This is a genomic window from Nocardiopsis baichengensis YIM 90130 (assembly GCF_000341205.1).
GTDB classification, from domain to species: Bacteria; Actinomycetota; Actinomycetes; order Streptosporangiales; family Streptosporangiaceae; genus Nocardiopsis_A; species Nocardiopsis_A halophila.
Genome location: NZ_ANAS01000013.1, coordinates 210,199 through 226,835, shown reverse-complemented (window position 1 = coordinate 226,835; position 16,637 = coordinate 210,199). Strand labels below are relative to the sequence as shown.

Below are 16,637 nucleotides of genomic sequence, written 5' to 3'. Positions count from 1 at the left end.
CCACGACCCCGAGCGGAGCGGCGACCCCATGGTGGAAGTCTGGCCAGGAACCCCCTACCCCCTCGGCGCCACCTACGACGGGACGGGGACCAATTTCTCCCTGTTCTCCGAGGCCGCCGAGGCGGTCCGGCTGTGCCTCTTCGACGACGCCGGGACGGAGACCCAGGTCCCGCTGACCGAGTTCGACGGCTTCGTCTGGCACGGCTACCTGCCCGGCGTGGGACCGGGCCAGCGGTACGGCTACCGGGTCCACGGCCCCTACGAGCCCGAGCACGGCCTGCGGTGCAACCCCGACAAGCTGCTGGTCGACCCCTACGCCAAGGCGATCGACGGGTCGGTCCACTGGCACGAGTCCCTCTTCTCCTACCACTTCGACGACCCGTCCCGGCAGAACACCCGGGACAGTTCCGCCTATGTGCCCAAATGCGTCGTCGTCAGCCCCTTCTTCGACTGGAGCAACGAGTCGCGCCCGCGCATCCCCTACAACGAGACGGTCATCTACGAGGCCCATGTGCGGGGGCTGACCCGGCTCCACCCGGACATCCCCGAGCACCAGCGGGGGACCTACGCCGGCCTCGGCCACCCCGCGATGGTCGACTATTTCCGCTCGCTGGGCGTCACCGCCGTCGAATTGATGCCGGTGCACCATTTCGTCCCCGAACACGCACTGATCGCCCGGGGGCTCACCAATTACTGGGGGTACAACACCCTCGCCTACCTGGCCCCGCACAGCGGCTACGCCGCCAACGGCTCCCGCGGCCAGCAGGTGCAGGAGTTCAAGGCGATGGTCAAGGCCCTGCACGAGGCGGGGATCGAGGTCCTGCTGGACGTGGTCTACAACCACACCGCCGAGGGCGACCACATGGGCCCCACCCTGTCCCTGCGCGGCATCGACAACCTGTCCTACTACCGGGTGGTCGACGACGACCCCCGCTACTACGTGGACTACACCGGCTGCGGCAACAGCCTGAACGTGCGCCACCCGCACTCGCTGCAGCTCATCATGGACTCGCTGCGCTACTGGGTGCTGGAGATGCACGTCGACGGCTTCCGGTTCGACCTGGCCTCGGCGCTGGCCCGCGAGTTCCACGACGTGGACCGGCTGAGCACCTTCTTCGACATCGTCCAGCAGGACCCGGTGATCTCCCAGGCCAAGCTGATCGCCGAGCCCTGGGACGTGGGCCCCGGCGGCTACCAGGTCGGCAACTTCCCGCCGCTGTGGACCGAGTGGAACGGCAAGTACCGCGACACCGTGCGCGACTTCTGGCGCGGCCACGCCGTCGTCCCCGAACTGGCCTCGCGGCTGTCGGGCTCCAGCGACCTGTACCAGGACGACGGCCGCCGCCCCGTGGCCTCGGTCAACTTCGTCACCTGCCACGACGGCTTCACCATGGCCGACCTGGTCTCCTACGACCACAAGCACAACGAGGACAACGGCGAGGACAACCGGGACGGCAGCGACGACGACCGGTCCTGGAACCACGGCGTGGAGGGCCCCACCGAGCGGCCCGAGGTGCTGGCGCTGCGCCGCCGCCAGGTGCGCAACTTCCTGGCCACCCTGTTCTGCTCCCAGGGCGTGGTGATGCTCTCGCACGGCGACGAGGCCGGCCGCACCCAGCGCGGCAACAACAACGCCTACTGCCAGGACAACGAGATCGCCTGGGTGGACTGGAAGGCCGCCGCCGAGGAGTCGGACCTGCTGGAGTACGTGCGCGGCCTGGCCCGGCTGCGCCGCGAGCACCCGGTCTTCCGCCGCCGCCGCTTCTTCCAGGGGCGCGCCGGGGCGGCCGGGTCGCTGCCCGACATCGCCTGGCTGCGCCCGGACGGCGGCACCATGGAGCAGTCCGACTGGCACGACGGGTCCACTCGGCTGGGGGTGTTCCTCAACGGCGACGCGATCACCGAGCCCGACCCGCGCGGGCGCAGGGTGAGCGACGACTCCTTCCTGCTGCTGCTCAACTCCGGGCCCGAGCCGGTCGACTTCACCCTGCCCGGCCGGGAGTTCGGGATCGCCTGGGAGGCGGTGCTGGACACCGCCGAGCCGGACGTGGCCGACCGCCCGTTCGTGCCCGCCGGCGGCACGGCGACGGTGATCGACCGCGCCCTGCTGCTGCTGCGCCGCGTCTCGCACGGGGCGGCCACGGGCGTCTAACCTGCCCGCATGGACACCGACCCGCGCTTCCGCGCCCTGCTTCCCGCCCCGTCGGCCCAGGTCGACCTGGCCGCCCTGTACGCCTACCCCGCCGCCCTGGACCGGCCCTGGGTGCGCTGCAACATGGTCTCCAGCGCCGACGGCGGCGCCTGGGGGCCCAGCGGCCGCACCGCCGAGCTGTCCTCGCCGGCGGACCGCCGGGTGATGGGGGTTCTGCGGGGGCTGTGCGACGTCGTGCTGGCCGGGGCGGCCACCGCGCGCATCGAGGGCTACCGGCCGGTGCGCCCGCGCGAGGTGTGGGGGCGGCTGCGCGAGGGGCGGCCGGACACGCCGTCGGTCGCGGTGGTCACGCGCACCCTGGACGTCCACCCCGACCTGCTGGCCGGGGCCCCCGGCGACGCGCCCACGCTGGTCTTCACCACCGCCGACGCCCCCGAGGGGCGGGTGCGCGCGGCCAAGGACGCCGGCGCCGAGGTGGTGGTCGCCGGAGACCGGTCGGTCGAGCCCGCCGCGGTGGTGCGCGCACTGGCCGAGCGGGGGCTGTACCGGGTCCTGTGCGAGGGCGGCCCCCACCTGCTGGCCGAGTTCACCGCCGCGGGGCTGGTCGACGAGGTGTGCCTGACCACCAGTCCGCACCTGCTGGGCCCGGCCGCCTCGCGCATCGTCGCCGGCGACGCCCCGTCGCACACGGCCGACCTGCGCCTGGGGCACCTGCTGGAGTCGGAGGGGACGCTCTTCTCCCGCTACACCCGGGCCTGAGGCGCCCGGCCCGCCCCTCCGCCCCCAGGTGCCCCGGGGCGTGCCCCGGGGCACCCCGGGGCACGCCCCGAACACTTTCGGCCGTCCGGCACCGCCCCGCTCCCGGCGATCGGGGCGGGCGGATGGCCGGTTTCGGCTGCACCCCATCCGTGCATGAATCGGCCCCGGCACGGACATACCGCCTGTGCGGAGGGGCGAAGCGCCCTTCCCGGCCGCCCCCTCGCACGACGGGGTAGGAGGGGGATTAAGGGTAAGAACACAACCAATCCGCCAGAGGTCCCCGCGTCCCTGCGGAAGCACGCACTCCGGGCGAGAGGATGAAGACAGTGCCGACGTCCGACAACGACCCCCCTCCCGTCTACCGGGAGATCGCCGAGGAGCTGCGGGCCGCGATCACCTCAGGGCGGCTCTCCGACGGCGACCGCGTCCCCGGTGAGAACGACCTGATGAAGCGCTACGGCGTCGCCCGGGCGACCGCCCGCCAGGCGCTGTCGGTGCTGATCAACGAGGGCATCGTGGTCCCGATCCGCGGATCGGGCGTCTACGTGCGCGCCTTCCGCCCCCTGCGCAGACACGGGCCCAAACGCCTCTCCCGGGAACTGTGGGGCGACGGCAGGGCGATCTGGCAGGCCGACGCCGGCGACCGCCCCTTCGAGACCGACAGCGTGGAGATCGACGAGGTCCCGGCCCAGCCGCACGTGGCCCGCGCGCTCTCCCTCCCCGACCAGGCCCCGGTCCTGCGCCGGCGCCGCCGCTACCGGCTGGACGAGCGGCCCATGCAGCTGGCCACCTCCTACCTCCCCCGGGAACTGGTGCACGGCACCGCCATCGCCGAGGTCGACACCGGGCCCGGCGGGATCTATGCGCGCCTGGCCGAACTCGGCCACGCCCCGGCGCACTTCACCGAGGAGATCCGGGTCCGCATGCCCACCCCCGCCGAGATCGAGGCGCTCAGCCTGAGCGCCGGAACCCCTGTTCTGGACGTGCTGCGGACCGCGCTCACCGACGACCGCGTCGCGGTGGAGCTCAACGAGATGACCCTCGACGGGTCGGCCTACGTCCTGCAGTACGACTTCGAGGCGTGAGCCTCCCCCCACCGCACGCGGGATCGCCCGGAATCCCCGCCCTTCCGGGGATTCCGGGCGATCCCGTGGGGTTCCGCCGCCGGTTGTGGGTAGTTCTCTCTAGAGAACGCCCTTCGGTTCTCCAACGGCAGGCCGAAGCGGTACGGCGACGGGCCGGGGAGGACGGCCCCGGCCCGCGTCGTTCTCTGCGGCCCGGCCGGGCTCAGTCCGGCGGCGGCCGGTCCGACTTCTCCGCCAGCACCACGTAGAGCAGCGCCAGGAGCAGCACCCCGACGGCCACCGCCCCGATGGAGGCCGGCAGCAGGTCCCCCGGATCGGAGTCGGCCCAGTGGGCCAGGGCCACCCCCAGGAGCGCGGCCACCCCCAGTCCGACGAGCGCGGTCAGCGCCATCGCCACCGCCAGCCCGCGGTCGCCCAGCGGGCGGGGCCGCATGCGGTCGGCCCGGGCGGCCGCCATGGAACCGGTCAGCGCGACGGCCCAGCGCACCTCGGCCGCCGCCTGCGCGATCACCTCCCAACCCGGCCGCGCCACCGCGACCGCCTCGAGCACGCGCCGCCCGCCCTGCCGGGCCCGCACGGCGCACTGATCGACCTGTGTCCGCACCCAGTAGCCGGCGAGGAGGCGCAGGTAGAGCACCGCCCCCACCGTCGCCCGCCGCTCCGCGGCGGCCGGGTGCCCTCGCGTCATCAACCCTCGGCGATACGAAACGAGCATGGATCGTTCGCTCCCACCGTTTCCGACACCCTGAAAATGCACGTACCCGAGGTGGTTCGTGATGAACGCGCAGAACGCGAATGATCAGCCCGATTCCTCTCTTCACTCCCTATGCCGGAGTCGTCCGCCGGGGTGCGGGGCGGCCTCGCGGCGGGCGCCCGCCGTGGTCACAGGGCCGCCGGAACGCGGGGCGGGAGGCGGCCCGCCGACGGGCGGGGCACGGGGGCCACAGTCGGCCTGCCCCGCGGCATTGACGCAGGGCACGGCGGACGCCTCGGCCGCCCGCACCGACGACCGCCGCCGGAACGGCGACGAGCCGCCCCCCGCGCGCCTGGAATGCCGGGAGCCGGGCTGCGGCCCGGACCGGAGGACCCCGACCGCTTCACGGGCCTCTGAGGGGCGGCCGCGCGCACGGGAGAGGCGCGCACGGGCGCCGGGAGGCGGGACGCGCGCGGCGGGGCGCCCCGCCCCCACCTGCCCCGACGCCCCGCAGGACCAGGTGAAGCGCGCTTCCCGGCCCGTCCGAGGTAGCGTCACCCCTATGGATGAGGAAGCCATGGACGGCAAGGACGCGGAGCGGACAGGGGCGCCGGTCCGCAAGAGCGAGGAGGAGTGGCGGAGCCTGCTCGACCCCGAGGCGTTCGCGGTGCTGCGCCAGGGCGCCACCGAGCGCCCGTGGAGCGGCGAGTACGTCTCCGCCGGGGCGAAGGGCGTCTACCGGTGCAGGGCCTGCGGCGCCGAGCTCTTCCGTTCCGATGAGAAGTTCGACTCACACTGCGGCTGGCCCAGCTTCTTCGACCCGGCCGACAGCTCCGCCGTAACGCTGCACGAGGACCGCTCCCTTGGCATGATACGTACCGAGGTTCGCTGCTCACGCTGCGATTCCCACCTCGGTCACGTGTTCAGCGGAGAGGGTTATCCCACGCCGACCGACGACCGTTACTGCATCAACTCAGTTGCCCTCACCCTGGAGGCGGACGGCTCGGTGGAATAGCATCCTCCCTTATGGGTGTCGGCGGTGGGCCCCGGTGGGCCCCCGTCCGGCGTCCACGGTGCCCTGCCGGGCCACCCGAACGGCCGTGCGAGCCCGCCCCTCAACGCTCGCCGGCCGCCAGGCTTCACGACGAAAGCATCCGATGACCGACGACTCAGATCCCACCCCCTCCCCCGGCCCCGCCGTGCCCGTGCGCATGGCCAAGGGGTCGGCTCCCTGGCTGGTCCCCGCCTGCGCGGCGGCCGGAGCCGCACTCCTGGCGGCCCGCCGCTCGCGCGCGGCGCGCGCGCTCGCCGTCCCCGCCGTCGGCCTCGCCGCGGGCATGGCCTGGTTCTTCCGCGACCCCGAGCGGGCCCCCGCCGAAGGCCGCCTGGTCTCCTCCGCCGACGGCGTGGTGCAGAGCATCGACGTCCAGTCCGACGGCCGCATCCGCGTCGCCGTCTTCATGAACCCCCTCAACGTGCACGTCAACCGTGCCCCCATCGCGGGTGTGGCCGCCCGGATCGAGCACCGGCCCGGAGGCTTCCGCCCCGCCTTCGACAAGGACAGCGAGCGTAATGAACGCGTCATCTGGACCTTCGACACCGAGATCGGCGAGGTCACGGTCGTCCAAATCGCCGGGGCGATGGTCAGGCGTATCGTCCCGTATCTCACTGAGGGGCAGAAGGCGGAGAAGGGGCAGAGGATCGGCCTCATCCGCTTCGGGTCCCGCGTCGACGTCTACCTCCCGCCCGGTGTCGCCCCGGCGGTGGAGGTCGGGCAGAAGGTCCGGGCGGGAGCGACGCGCCTTGACCGCGACTAGCCGCGCCCTGCTGCCTCGCCCGCGCGCGGCGGCCCCCGCCGAGCGGGAGGCCGCACCGCGCACCCGGCTCGCGCTCGCCGACTACCTGACCCTGGGCAACGCCCTGTGCGGGTTCATGGCGGTCTGGCAGCTGGCGGCCGCGCAGTCGGCGCACATCGCCGCCGGCGGCCACGGCCCGCTGGACCGCGGGGCGGTGGCCACCGCCGTGGTCCTGCTGCTCCTGGCCGCCGCCTGCGACCTCTTCGACGGACGGGTGGCCCGCAAGCTGGGCGGCAGCGGCATGGGGGCCGAGCTGGACAACCTGGCCGACGTGATCAGCTTCGGCTTCGCCCCGGCGTTCTTCGTGGTGGCCTGGGGCACGATCACCGGCGACGGGGGGCCGCTGCCGATCGCCGCGGCCGCCGCGGTGCTGCTGGCGGTCGTGGTGCGCCTGGCGCGGTTCTCCTGCGAGACCCCGGGGTGCTCGTCGTTCACCGGGCTGCCCAGCCCGTTCGGCGCCATGGCGGTGATCACCGTGGTGCTGCTGGACCCGCCGGTCCTGGTGGGCTCGGCGGCGGTGCTGGTGGTGGCCTGGCTGATGGTGAGCCGGATCGAGTACCCCAAGCCCACGGGGCGGCTGGCGTTCGTGGTGCTGGCCTGGATCCTGGGCAGCGTGGCGTGCCTGGCGGCCTGGGCGATGAACGCCCCGGCCGGGTCCACCCTGCTGTACTCGGGGTCGGGCCTGGTGCTGGTGCTGATCCTGGCGATCCCGTTCTACGTCGTCACGGTCCGCCGCGCCGGCCGCACGGACCCCGGGGACGGTCCCGTCCCCGCCGCCCGCGAGGGGTGAGGCGCCCGCGCACGAGCTGAGCACGGGCCGCATGCGCGAGGGGCGCCGGAGGAGGACTCCGGCGCCCCTCGCGCGTTTCCGGGCCTGCGCCGCCCTCGGACGGGCAGGGCACGGCCCTCAGGCCAGGGCCTCCACCAGTTCGGCCGGGGACTTGCGGCGGCCGGTGTAGAAGGGGACCTCGAGGCGGGTGTGGCGGCGGGCCTCGGCGCCGCGCAGGTGGCGCATCAGGTCGACGATGCGGTGCAGCTCCTCGGCCTCGAAGGCGAGCATCCACTCATAGTCGCTGAGCGCGAAGGTGGAGACCGTGTTGGCCCGCACGTCGGCGTACCCGGCGGCCATGCGCCCGTGCTCGGCGAGCATCGCGCGGCGCTCGTCGTCGGGCAGCAGGTACCACTCGTAGGAGCGCACGAACGGGTAGACGCACACGTAGTCGCGCGGCTCCTCGCCCGCCAGGAAGGCCGGCACGTGGCCGCGGTTGAACTCGGCGGGGCGGTGCAGCCCGACCACCGACCACACCGGCTCGCTCGCGCGCCCCAGGGCGGTGCGGCGGAAGGAGGTGTACATCTCCTGGACGGCCTCGGGGGTATCGCCGATCCACCAGAACATCATGTCCGCGTCAGCGCGGAAGCCCTGCAGGTCGTAGGCGCCGCGGGTGGTGACGCCGCTCTTGCCGTCCTCGAACAGGGCGGTCAGCTCCCCGGCGGCCGCGGCCCGGTCCAGGCCCTGCAGGTCGCCGGCCTTGAACACCGACCACATGGTGTAGCGAATGAGCCGGTTCAGCTCCTCGGGGTCGGCGGCGGTCCGGGTGGTGTCGGTGCTCACTGTCTGCTCCTCGCTCGGTCTGGGGCACGGGCGCGGCGGGGCGGTCGGCCCCGGCCGCGCGGGGCGGCTCATCCGCCCGCGGTCAAAAGCTCCTCCGCGGCGCCGGAGGCGCTCGCGATGCAGGTGGGGATGCCGACGCCGTCGTAGGCGGCCCCGCACAGCGCCAGCGGGGGCGCCGCCGCCAGGGCGGCGCGGGCGCGGCGCACGCGCGCCGCGTGTCCGGTGTCGTACTGGGGAAGGCCGCCCTCCCAGCGGGTGACCCGCCGCTCCAGGGGCTCGCCCCGCAGTCCGCACACGGTGCGCAGGTCGGCCAGGGCGGCCTCGGCCAGCTCGCCGTCGCCGCGCTCCAGGACGCGCTCCTCACCGGCCCGGCCGACGGAGCAGCGGACGATGACGAGGTCCCGGCCGGGGTGCTCCCGGTCCAGCTCCTCCTTCAGCCAGGGCCACTTGAGGCTGCTGAAGGTGGCGGCCTTGATGGTCAGGCCCTCGCGGGGGGAGACCAGGAAGCCGCTGCCGTTCAGCTCCGGCGGGAAGTCGGCGGCGCGGAAGGCGAAGGTGGTGATGGCCATGCTCGCGTAGTCGATCCCGCCGAGCTCCCGGGCGGCCTCGGGAGCGGCGCCGGAGAGCAGCCGGGAGGCGGCGGGGGCCGGGCAGGCCAGCACCACCGCGTCGGCGGCGACCCGCCCGGCGCCGTCGGCGTCCAGGACCCAGCCGCTCTCAGGGGCGGGCCGCAGCTCCCGCACCGGCGTCCGGGTGCGCAGGTCGGCGCCGTGCTTCTCGGCCTGTTCGGTCAGGGCGTCCACGAGCACGGCCAGCCCGCCGCGCAGGGTGGCGAAGACCGGGGCGGGCGGGCCGTCCCCGGCGGCCGCCGCCTGGCGCCGCTTCAGCGCCGCGACGCCGCGGACCAGGGAGCGCTCGGTGCGGGCGACCGGCGCGATCTGCGGCAGGGCCGAGTCCAGCGACAGCCGTTCGGTGCGCCCGGCGTACACGCCGCCGAGCATGGGCTCCACCAGCCGGTCGACGACCTCGGACCCCATGCGGGCGGTGATGTAGGCCCCGATGGGGACGTCGCCGCCGACCGGGGTGCGCGGCAGGACCAGGTCGAGGGCGGCGCGCAGGGTGCCGCCCCAGGACAGCACGCCGCTGCGGGCCAGCGCGCGCAGGTCGCCGGGGACGCCCATGACCTGGCCGGCCGGGAAGGCGCGCAGCCGCCCGCGGCTGTAGATCCGCGCGGGGCCGGGCGCGGGGTGCTCGACGAGGTCGTCCAGGCCCAGCTCGGAGATGAGCCGCAGGGCCTCGGGGCGGCGCGCCAGGACCGACTCGGCGCCCGCGTCCACCGGGACGCCCGCCACCGGGGAGGACTCCAGCTTTCCGCCCGTGCGCTCCCCGGCCTCCAGCAGCGTGACGCCCGCTCCGCCGCGGGCGAGGCGGTAGGCGGCGGTGAGCCCGGAAAGCCCGCCTCCGACCACCGCGACATGCGGTCGTGTCTGCATGTCTGCCAGCTTTCCAGATGACAGGCGCCACCGGTGACCGGCCCGGGCGTAGCGTGGCGCACAGTCGCGCCGCCCCTCCCCTTTCGGACCTGGGGCGATCCGGGGAGGCCGGGGGCGTGACCGAGGTGTTACCCCGCTCCGGCAACCCGTGTGACGACGGCCACGTCGAAGTCGTATGAGCGAATCTGCACCGACATCCGCGGACCGAGAGGCGAACACGGCCCGGGCGCCGTCCCGGGTACTCCCCCGTGCGGTGGCGGCCCCGTCGGCGGTGGCGCTGGCGGCGCTCCTGGCGGCGGGGTGCGGTGCCGGCTCCACCGAGTCGGGCGGCCGCGGGGCGGTCGGCCCCGGGGAGCGCGGCGCGGACGACGGCGGCGGGCCGGCCGCGGGCGTGCCGGAGGAGGCCGGGGACGGCGAGGGGGCGCAGGCCGGGCAGGGCGCCGACGGCCTCGACGTCGACCCGGCGGAGCGCCAGGTGGTGCACACGGCGACGATGACCGTGGAGGCCGACGATGTCGAGGAGGCCTCCGCCCGGGCCAAGGAGCTGGTGGCGGACGCCGGCGGGCACGTGGCCTCGGAGCGGTTCTCCCCCTCGGGGACCCGCGCCCCCTCGGCGCGGCTGGTCCTCAAGGTTCCGCAGGACGCCTACGACGCGGCGCTGGAGGACCTGGGCGGCCTCGGCTCGCGCACCGCGCTGGAGCGCGAGGCCGAGGACGTGACCGGGGAGGTCGCCGACGTCGACAGCCGGGTCGCCTCGGCCGAGTCGTCCCTGGACCGGCTGCGCGACCTACTGGCCGAGGCCGACACGGTCGAGGACGTGCTCAAGGTGGAGTCGGAGATCGCCGACCGCCAGGCCGAACTGGAGGCGCTGCAGGCCCGCCAGGAGGCACTGAGCGATTCGACCTCCTTCGGCACGGTGGAACTGGAGCTGCACGCCCCGTCGGGGCGCCCGGCGGACACCGGGGACGACTCCATCGGCTTCCTCGGCGGCCTGGCCTACGGGTGGCAGGCACTGATGGCGCTGGCCGACGGGGTCGCCGTGGCGGCCGGCTGGCTGCTGCCGTTCCTGGCGACCGCGGCCGTGGTGCTGGCCCCGTTGGCCTGGTGGCGCAGGCGCCAGGGCCGACCCGCCGTGCCCGTCCCCCGGCGCTGGAGCCGCCGCAGGGACCGCGACGAGCCGAACGGGCAGAAGGAGCGCGGGACGGCCGCGGTCGGCGTACCCGGCGGGTCCGGGTCCCCCGGAGGGCCTGGCGGGAAGGGCACGGAGGGCGCCCCTGAAGGAGGCGAGGACGCCCCCGCCACCCCCGAACGGCCGGCGGACGATGCACAGGAGAAGGACTGACCCTGCCGCCCCCGGCGCGGCCCCGTGCCGCCGGGCCGGTCCCGGGGCACGACAGCGCCCCCGCCGCGCGCTGGGGAGCCGACCGCGCTGCCGGGCGGTTCGCCTCGGCGGCCTCCGGAAAGCACGCGGGGGCGGCCGTCCGGCCGCCCCCGCGGGGAGTCGACGCGTGTCCGCGGACGGATCAGGTCTGCGACTCCTCGTGCACGAACTCGGTCAGGCGGGTGAGCATGTCCGGGTCCGTGTCGGGGAGCACGCCGTGGCCCAGGTTGAAGATGTGGCCCTCGGCCGCGCGGCCGCGCGACAGCACGTCACCGGCGCGCTCGGCGACCACCTCCCACGGGGCGAACAGCGCCGCCGGGTCCAGGTTGCCCTGCAGCGCGGTGGCCGGCTGCACCCGCTGGGCGGCCTTGTCCAGCGGCACCCGCCAGTCCACGCCGACCACGTCGGCCCCGGCCTCGCTCAGCAGGCTCAGCAGCTCACCGGTGCCCACCCCGAAGTGGATCCGCGGCACGTCCAGTTCGCCGAGCCGCTCGAAGATCCAGGAGGTGTGCGGCAGCACCGACGTCCGGTAGTCCTCGGCGCTCAGCGCGCCCACCCAGGAGTCGAACAGCTGCACCGCGCCGGCGCCGGCCGCGATCTGCACCTTGAGGAACTCCAGGGTGATCTCGGACAGGCGGCGCATCAGGTCGTTCCACAGCTCGGGCTCGCCGTACATGAGCGCCTTGGTGCGCTCGTGGTTCTTGGACGGCCCGCCCTCGATCAGGTAGGAGGCCAGGGTGAACGGCGCCCCCGCGAAACCGATCAGCGGGGTGGTGCCGAGCTCGCCGACCAGCGTGCCCACCGCCTCGGTGACGAACGGCACGTCGTCGGGGCTCAGCTCGCGCAGGCGCTTGATCCCGTCGGCGTCGCGGATCGGGTCGGCCACGACCGGCCCCACCCCGGACTTGATGTCCAGGTCCAGGCCGATCGCCTTGAGCGGCACCACGATGTCGCTGAAGTAGATCGCCGCGTCCACGCCGTGTCGCCGCACCGGCTGCATGGTGATCTCGACGATCATGTCGGGGCGGGCGCACGCCTCCAGCATCGGGACGTCGGCCCGGACCCTGCGGTACTCGGGCAGCGAGCGCCCGGCCTGGCGCATGTACCACACCGGCGTGCGGTCCACCGGGAGGCGCCGGCAGGCGCGGAGGAAAGGAGAGTCTTGGAGCGTCACACCCCGATCGTGCCACGCACCGGGCACCGCCGTGACCCGACCCGGGCGATCGGCACGGCCGCCCCCGGCCGACACGCAGGGTGACCACGGCGTCCGCGACAGGATCATCGGGGTAACGAATCCGTCGCACCGCGGATTCCAAGATCATCACGAAACCCCGACACGCCGGGGAATCTCCGCGCCGTACGAGGTGACTCGTGCCACCGTGGGCGGGTGGCTGGTCCCGTCACGCGCCGCGATCGCCCCCCGGCTCGCCGGTCCGCGCGCCGGCTGTTCCCCAACGACCATGATTAAGGCAGACGTTTCCATCATGCCCCCTCTCGGTAGGGTCGACGACGCGCCGCCCGTGTTCCGCCGCGCCGTGGAGAGCCTGCACTCCGCCGCGGTCCGCCCCGAGATCACGGTGGAGGAGATCCCCGCCCCCCGCCGCCTGGCCCCGCACGCGACCGCTCTGTCGGCCCGGGTGACCGCCGAGGGCGGCGACGAGCCCGCCCTGGGCCGCCTCATCGTGCTCTACGACCCCGACGGCACCCGTGACTGGCCGGGCCCCTTCCGGGTGGTGGCCTACGTCAGCTCGGAGGTGGAGAGCGAGATCGCCGCGGACCCGCTGCTGGGGCAGGTGGCCTGGAGCTGGCTCACCGACGCCCTGGAGGCGTGCGGCGCCGACCACCGCCTGCTCAGCGGGACGGTGACCCGCGCGACCACGGAGGGTTTCGCCGCCAAGGCCGACCAAGGGCTCAGCACGGAGCTGGAGCTGCGCGCATCGTGGTCCCCGGAGGGCGAGGACCTGTCCGGGGACATGGCCGCCTGGCTCGCCCTGCTCTCGGCCGCCTCCGGCCTCCCGCCGGCGGACGTGGCCGACCTGTCCTCCCGGCGCGCGCCCTCGGAGGGCTGAACGGACCGCTCCGCCGCGCCCGCCCGACGCCTCCCGAACAGGCCCCGACGTGGCGTTTCGCCCGTTTCCACCGCGGCGCCGCAGGCCCTCGGGGACGGCGCTTCCCGGCCCCCGGCGCCCCGCACCGGCCGCACTCCCGACACGGCTTCGCTCTCGGAAGCGCATACCGTAGTGCTGTGGCGAACGTGCTGAATTCAACGACAGGTGCTCCCGAACCGGACGGATCGACGCAGGCGCAGGACCAGAGCGCGGACCGCGCCCCGCTGCTGCGCACGCCGAGGGAGGGGCTTCCCGCGGTCGTCGCCGACGGCGCGGCGCTGCGTGCCACGGTGGCGGCGTTCGCCCAGGGCAGCGGACCGGTCGCGGTGGACGCCGAGCGCGCCTCGGGGTACCGCTACGGCCAGCGCGCCTATCTGGTGCAGCTGCGCCGCGAGGGGGCGGGGTCGGCGCTCATCGACCCGGTCGCCTGCCCCGAGCTCGCCGAGCTGAGCGAGGCGCTGGAAGGCACCGAGATGGTGCTGCACGCGGCCCACCAGGACCTGCCCTGCCTGACCGAGGTCGACCTGCGCCCCTCCTCGCTGTTCGACACCGAGCTCGCCGGCCGCCTGCTGGGCTACCAGAAGGTGGGCCTGGGGTCGATGGTCGAGCGGGTGCTGGGCCTGCGCCTGGCCAAGGAGCACTCGGCCGTCGACTGGTCGGTGCGCCCCCTGCCGGAGGACTGGCTGACCTATGCCGCCCTGGACGTGGAGGTCCTGGTCGACCTGCGCGACGCCCTGGAGGCGGAGCTGCGGGAGGCGGGCAAGCTGGAGTGGGCCCGGGAGGAGTTCGCCGCCGTCCTGGCCGCCCCGCCCAAGGAGCCGCGCCCCGACCCCTGGCGGCGTACCTCCGGCATCCACCGGGTGCGCAACCAGCGCGCGCTCGGCGTGGTCCGCGAACTGTGGCTGGAGCGCGACCGCATCGCCCGTGAGCGCGACCTCTCCCCGGGCCGGGTGCTCCCCGACGCGGCGATCGTCGAGGCCGCCACCGCCATGCCGCGCAGCGCCCAGGAGCTGGGCGCCCTCAAGCCGTTCTCGGTGCGCCTGGCCCGCCGCTACGTCCCCCAGTGGATCAAGGCGGTCAACCGCGCCCGCGACATGCGTCCCGAGGAGCTTCCGCAGCCCAGTGCCCCGGGGGACGGCCCGCCGCCGACCAACCGCTGGCACGACCGCGACCCGGAGGCGGCCCGCCGCCTGGAGGCCGCCCGCGCCGCGGTGTCGCGGATCGCCGAGGAGGTGGTCATGCCCGCCGAGAACCTGCTGCAGCCCGACTCGGTGCGTCGGCTGGCTTGGTCCCCGCCGGAGCGCATCGACGCCGAGACCGTGGCCGAGCACCTGCGCGGCAACGGAGCGCGCGAGTGGCAGCTGGGTCTGACGGCCGAACCCCTGGCCGAGGCCGTGGCCCGGTCCGACGCCCGAGGCGGGGCGGAGACCGAGGCGAAGTGACGGAGGCGGCCCCGGAGCGGCGGACGCCACCGCCGGCTCCCGTACGGGGCGCCTGAAGGCCGCTCGGCGGGGGCGTATCGGCGGATCGGCGGATCGGCGGATCGGCGGGCTCCTCCCGGGGTGGCGCCGTGGCGGCCTGTGCCGATGAAGGCGCCGCCGCTCCAGGCGGCTCCGGCTCCGGCGGCCGCCGCCCTGTGGGCGAACCGTTCCCGTGTCGAGCGGTGCGGGCTCCTTCCGCCTCGGCCGCCGGGGGCACCGGCCCCAGTACGCACCCTTGCCGGTGACCGCAGTCCGCCCGGCGACGGACGGTCACGGCCGCGCAACGCCTCGCACCGTCCCGGGGGCGGCGTCCCGCCCCCGCCCCCGTCGGGACGGACGGCGTGACACCGTGCCACGGGACGCGGTTCGCGGGCGGGGCGCCGCGGCGGAACATGAAGGAGCACGGCGAGGCGGCGAGGGTCGGGCAGGGCCGTTCGCCGACCCGCCCCATGACGGGACGGGTGGGCCGATCGGGGCGTGCCCGGCGGCTCTTCGGGTACGGGGCCTGAGCAGCCTCCTCCGGTGGCCGGCGGTGGCGGGCTCGTCGGGCCCGGCGTCCTTCTGGACGGGGGCCGCGCGACTCCCTCGCCCCGCCTCCACCAGAGGACGACAAAAACGGCGATTCGGGCCTTAAACCTCTTGCGCCCCTAAAAAGCCGATAAGTGATAGAGTTCACACCCGATTACCCCGTCGTGGAGGCTTCCAGGCCCCGCCGAACCGGATTAAGTTATGGAATCGTGCTGTTGTCGTTGCGGGGCGGAAAAGACCGGAGAGTGAAGCGTGCGGGCGGTCCTGTGCCCGTGCCGTCCTCCGGTGAGGGTTGCGAAGTGCGCGAACGGGAGGTGGGCCTGGTGTCCCTGTGGCGGAACCTGATGCGCCGCGGCGGCAGGACCGTGCCGGCTCAGGAACCCGCGCCCTCCGTCGATGCCGAGGCGGCCGGGCGCACCCCCGGCATGCGCGTCGCCTCCCTGGAGCGCACCCTGGACGACCACGTCCAGCGCCTCGGCGCGCAGGACCCGCGCAGCATCGCCGCGCGCAACAACCTGGCCAGCAAGTACGCGCAGATCGGCCGCCGCGAGGCCGCCCGCGCGGAGTTCGAGCGCACGCTCGAAGAGGCGGTCAAGGTGTTCGGCGAAGAGCACCCGCAGACCGACGTCATCCGGGAGAACCTGGCCTGGATCTGCTCCGACAGCGCCCGGCCCGCCCAGGCCGCCGAGCTGTGGGAGGTGCTGCTGCGCCACCGCAACGAGCGGCTGGGGCCGATGGCCTCGGACACCGTCGACGCGCGCACGCGCCTGGCCGACGCGCTGCGCCGGTCCGGCGAGCACGAGGCGGCGGTCGCCCACTACGAGCGCGCGATCGAGGACTCGGCCGACCCGGTCGAGCGGGAGCGGCTGCGCGTCGGGCTGAGCCTGGCGCTCAGCGCGGCCGGCCGCTACCCGGAGTCGATCCGCCAGCTGCGCCTGGTGCTCGCCCAGCGCTCGCGCCGGCTCGGCCCGCGCCACTACGACACCCTGGTCATCCACCACCGGCTGGGCCGCGCCTACACCCAGGCCGGCATGGACCGGGAGGCCATCGACGCGCTGCTCGAGGCCTACCGGAACGGGCTCGCCGCCGTCGGCGACCCCGAGATCCGGATGCTCACCTTCAAGATGCGGCGCGACCTCGCCGGCGCCTACAGCGCCGCCGGCCGCCACCGCGAGGCCGCCTCCCTGTTCTGAGTCCTGTTCCCAGGACCGCGCCCCGAGAGCCGCGCGTCCCGCCCCACCGATCGACGCGCCCGCCCGGCCCCCGGCCGGGCGGGCGCTCTTTCGTCCCGCCCCCGTACGGACGCCGCAGGGGCCGGCACGACCGCTACGCGAAGGGAACTCCCCGAGGACCCCGGGAACACGCCCGGCACACCCCGGCGGACCGCGCGCGCGGCCTCCCTGTTCCCACCCGGCCCGCCGCCCCCTCCCGGCCCGGCGGGCCACGCCGGGAGCGCCTGTGCGGCAGTGTGTTGCGCGCGGCGCGCCC

At 74.9% G+C, this 16,637-nt stretch carries 14 protein-coding genes; 10 read left to right on the top strand and 4 right to left on the bottom strand.

Translation table 11 applies throughout. The features are described 5' to 3' along the window. Positions 1–28: 28 nt before the first annotated feature. From glgX to C892_RS0113215, 3 genes are all read left to right on the top strand, one after another. Positions 29–2,152: a glycogen debranching protein GlgX gene (gene glgX, locus C892_RS0113225; RefSeq protein WP_026124335.1), complete on the top strand. Its 2,124-nt coding sequence runs from the start codon at positions 29–31 to the stop codon at positions 2,150–2,152. 9 nt (positions 2,153–2,161) lie between these two features. After that, complete coding sequence (locus tag C892_RS0113220) at positions 2,162–2,911, top strand: pyrimidine reductase family protein (RefSeq protein WP_017557606.1); 750 nt, start codon at positions 2,162–2,164, stop codon at positions 2,909–2,911. Positions 2,912–3,237: 326 nt separating this feature from the next. After that, complete coding sequence (locus tag C892_RS0113215; RefSeq protein WP_017557605.1) at positions 3,238–3,996, top strand: GntR family transcriptional regulator; 759 nt, start codon at positions 3,238–3,240, stop codon at positions 3,994–3,996. 202 nt (positions 3,997–4,198) lie between these two features. Here C892_RS0113215 and C892_RS0113210 read toward each other — a convergent pair whose 3' ends face one another. Next, positions 4,199–4,684, bottom strand: coding sequence for a hypothetical protein (locus tag C892_RS0113210; RefSeq protein ID WP_017541221.1), 486 nt, complete (start codon positions 4,682–4,684; stop codon positions 4,199–4,201). A gap of 568 nt (positions 4,685–5,252) precedes the next feature. Between C892_RS0113210 and msrB the strand changes: the two genes are divergently transcribed. The 3 genes from msrB to pssA all read left to right on the top strand — a co-directional run bounded on the left by msrB (position 5,253) and on the right by pssA (position 7,336). Next, positions 5,253–5,705, top strand: coding sequence for a peptide-methionine (R)-S-oxide reductase MsrB (gene msrB / locus C892_RS0113205; protein WP_017541222.1), 453 nt, complete (start codon positions 5,253–5,255; stop codon positions 5,703–5,705). Between the two features lie 142 nt (positions 5,706–5,847). Then, a complete protein-coding gene (locus C892_RS0113200; protein ID WP_017557604.1) occupies positions 5,848–6,507 on the top strand; it encodes a phosphatidylserine decarboxylase in 660 nt (219 codons plus the stop codon). Beyond that, positions 6,494–7,336 (top strand): CDP-diacylglycerol--serine O-phosphatidyltransferase, encoded by an 843-nt coding sequence (gene pssA, locus C892_RS0113195; protein WP_017557603.1) that lies wholly within the window; start codon positions 6,494–6,496, stop codon positions 7,334–7,336. Before C892_RS0113200 ends, pssA begins: the two co-directional genes overlap by 14 nt. A 117-nt stretch (positions 7,337–7,453) precedes the next feature. Here the strand turns inward: pssA and hemQ are convergent, their stop codons facing one another. Together hemQ and hemG are read right to left on the bottom strand one after the other, a co-directional pair. Continuing rightward, on the bottom strand, positions 7,454–8,158 hold the full coding sequence (gene hemQ / locus C892_RS0113190; protein ID WP_017557602.1) for a hydrogen peroxide-dependent heme synthase: 705 nt from the start codon (positions 8,156–8,158) through the stop codon (positions 7,454–7,456). Between the two features lie 68 nt (positions 8,159–8,226). Then, complete coding sequence (hemG, locus tag C892_RS0113185; protein ID WP_239647382.1) at positions 8,227–9,651, bottom strand: protoporphyrinogen oxidase; 1,425 nt, start codon at positions 9,649–9,651, stop codon at positions 8,227–8,229. Between the two features lie 253 nt (positions 9,652–9,904). Here hemG and C892_RS0113180 point away from each other — a divergent pair, with 253 nt between their 5' ends. Continuing rightward, complete coding sequence (locus C892_RS0113180; protein WP_017557600.1) at positions 9,905–10,993, top strand: DUF4349 domain-containing protein; 1,089 nt, start codon at positions 9,905–9,907, stop codon at positions 10,991–10,993. Positions 10,994–11,174: 181 nt separating this feature from the next. Here C892_RS0113180 and hemE read toward each other — a convergent pair whose 3' ends face one another. Then, positions 11,175–12,206, bottom strand: a complete 1,032-nt coding sequence (gene hemE, locus C892_RS0113175; RefSeq protein WP_083934366.1) for a uroporphyrinogen decarboxylase — start codon at positions 12,204–12,206, stop codon at positions 11,175–11,177. Positions 12,207–12,516: 310 nt separating this feature from the next. Here hemE and C892_RS0113170 point away from each other — a divergent pair, with 310 nt between their 5' ends. From C892_RS0113170 to C892_RS0113160, 3 genes are all read left to right on the top strand, one after another. Next, a complete protein-coding gene (locus tag C892_RS0113170) occupies positions 12,517–13,101 on the top strand; it encodes a DUF3000 domain-containing protein (RefSeq protein ID WP_026124333.1) in 585 nt (194 codons plus the stop codon). A gap of 176 nt (positions 13,102–13,277) precedes the next feature. Further along, complete coding sequence (locus C892_RS0113165; protein WP_017557597.1) at positions 13,278–14,582, top strand: HRDC domain-containing protein; 1,305 nt, start codon at positions 13,278–13,280, stop codon at positions 14,580–14,582. 866 nt (positions 14,583–15,448) lie between these two features. Further along, positions 15,449–16,342, top strand: coding sequence for a tetratricopeptide repeat protein (locus tag C892_RS0113160; protein ID WP_017557596.1), 894 nt, complete (start codon positions 15,449–15,451; stop codon positions 16,340–16,342). The last annotated feature ends 295 nt before the right edge of the window (positions 16,343–16,637 follow it).

What these genes read in the sequence shown, in the direction of transcription:
- glgX (WP_026124335.1), top strand. Translation starts at nt 29, where the DNA reads ATGGTGGAAGTCTGGCCAGGAACCCCCTACCCCCTCGGCGCCACCTAC.
- C892_RS0113220 (WP_017557606.1), top strand. Translation starts at nt 2,162, where the DNA reads ATGGACACCGACCCGCGCTTCCGCGCCCTGCTTCCCGCCCCGTCGGCC.
- C892_RS0113210 (WP_017541221.1), bottom strand. Translation starts at nt 4,684, where the DNA reads ATGACGCGAGGGCACCCGGCCGCCGCGGAGCGGCGGGCGACGGTGGGG.
- msrB (WP_017541222.1), top strand. Translation starts at nt 5,253, where the DNA reads ATGGATGAGGAAGCCATGGACGGCAAGGACGCGGAGCGGACAGGGGCG.
- C892_RS0113200 (WP_017557604.1), top strand. Translation starts at nt 5,848, where the DNA reads ATGACCGACGACTCAGATCCCACCCCCTCCCCCGGCCCCGCCGTGCCC.
- hemG (WP_239647382.1), bottom strand. Translation starts at nt 9,651, where the DNA reads ATGCAGACACGACCGCATGTCGCGGTGGTCGGAGGCGGGCTTTCCGGG.
- C892_RS0113170 (WP_026124333.1), top strand. Translation starts at nt 12,517, where the DNA reads ATGCCCCCTCTCGGTAGGGTCGACGACGCGCCGCCCGTGTTCCGCCGC.